The organism is Ruegeria lacuscaerulensis, from assembly GCF_013031245.1.
Classification (GTDB): Bacteria; Pseudomonadota; Alphaproteobacteria; order Rhodobacterales; family Rhodobacteraceae; genus Ruegeria; species Ruegeria lacuscaerulensis_C.
Window position 1 is genome coordinate 1 of record NZ_WPZL01000093.1, and the last position, 1,759, is coordinate 1,759.

The 1,759-nt window shown below is 57.4% G+C and carries 2 protein-coding genes; one reads left to right on the forward strand and one right to left on the reverse strand.

Annotated elements, in window-relative coordinates; all coding sequences use genetic code 11:
- Nucleotides 1-77 precede the first annotated feature (77 nt).
- Entirely contained in the window at nucleotides 78-1,103 is a 1,026-nt protein-coding gene (locus GOX66_RS25430) for an IS110 family RNA-guided transposase (protein WP_170766698.1), read from the forward strand.
- A gap of 305 nt (nucleotides 1,104-1,408) precedes the next feature.
- Here the strand turns inward: GOX66_RS25430 and GOX66_RS25435 are convergent.
- The coding region (locus tag GOX66_RS25435) for a DDE-type integrase/transposase/recombinase (RefSeq protein ID WP_170766699.1) at nucleotides 1,409-1,759 on the reverse strand (351 nt) is incomplete at its 5' end.

Here is a 1,759-nt window from a genome sequence, read left to right on the forward strand (position 1 = left end):
GGTTTTGAAGGTGTAGACGCCCCCGCTGGCCTCGATGTGCCATTGTGGGTTTGCAAACAACCTGAATGGAGGCGTCTATGGGAGAGATTAGCATGATTGGCCTGGATTTGGCGAAGAATGTGTTCCAGGTGCACGGGGCGGATAGAACAGGTCACCCTGTTCTTCGGAAGAAACTGCGCAGAGGCCAGGTCCTCGAGTACTTTGCCAAATTGCCGCGTTGCGTGGTTGCAATGGAGGCCTGTGCCAGTGCGCATTACTGGGGGCGTGAGATCGGTCGTTTGGGTCACGAAGTCAGGCTGATCCATCCGGCCTACGTGAAACCATTCGTCAAACGTCAGAAGAACGATATGGCCGATGCGGAAGCGATCTGTGGAGCTGCAAGCCGACCAACGATGCGCTTTGTTGCCGTGAAGAGTGAAGAGACCCAGGCGTCCGCGATGGTTCTTCGGGCTCGCGAGCTGTTGGTTCGGCAGCTCACGCAATTGATCAATGCTGTGCGAGGTCACCTTGGAGAGCTCGGTCAGGTGGCCCCGCAGAGGGCCTGCAACATTCGCAAGCTGATTGCTTTGGTGGATGCTGGCGATAGCGCGATCCCGAATGTGGCCCGGGAGTGCCTTGAAAGGCTGATCAGCATGCTGGGCCAACTGGACGGTCAGATCAAAGAACTGGATGCCGAGATTGCCCGCCGCGCGCGGTCAAACGAGATGGCACGCCGCTTGATGACGGTGCCTGGAATTGGCCCGCTCATCGCAACTGCGCTGGTTGCCCTGGCCCCGCCGCCGGAAACGTTCCGCCGTGGTCGGGATTTCGCCGCCTGGCTCGGGCTGGTTCCAAGACAGCATTCAACAGGGGGAAAGCAGCGCCTCGGGACGACAACAAAAATGGGAGAACGTTCGCTCAGGCGATTATTAATCATCGGCGCCAACAGCGTTGTCATGTGGCGTGCTCGAACCAGAGTGGGAACGGATCCCTGGCTTGCCCGCATGATCGAACGCAAGCCGCCACTGCTGGTTCGGGTGGCCCTTGCGAACAAGATGGCGAGGATCGTTTGGGCCTTGATGAGCACAGGGGAAGTCTACCGGGCTCCGGCTGCCAACGCGTAACGCGTCTGCGGCTGCGAGGCGGCGGAAACGGAAGAGGACAATGGACGGTATGGCATAAGGATCGTGAGACCGGGTCGGGAAAACCAGCTTGCGACAGAGTGCTTCGAGCACGTGGTTTTGAATTGGACCGGATCCGCTAACACCATAGGGGCCAGCGGCATGTGCAAAGGCCGCGTAACAAGCCGAACACATGTCAGTACCCGAACCGATGCTAAAGACCGATCAAATTACCTCTTGCGTTTTGGGCGTCTACACATGTCGCAATCTTTTGAGAACGGTGACCTGTTTTAGCGATTGCAGTGGAGCTAAGCGGCCAGTTCTGCGAATTGACGAAACGGACAGATTCCGGGCGTGAACTGACCCTTGCGGATCATGTTCGCGACTTCGATTCCGTCCAGCGTTGCAGCTGCTGAAGCGAAGGCCTTGAATCCCAGCATCGGTCGAGTGCGCCGCTTTATGAAACGGTGGTCCTGCTCGACGATATTGTTCAAGTATTTCCTTCTCACCATCTCTATTGGGATCGGGCAGCCGAAGCCTTTCAACATCTTGTTGATGGCCTTGAGGCCCGCGGTGTTGGCGCCGCTCTTGTCGATCACGATCTTTCTTGGCAAGCCATTTGTCTCCAACACCTTGGCAAAGAATTGTGTGGCTGCTGG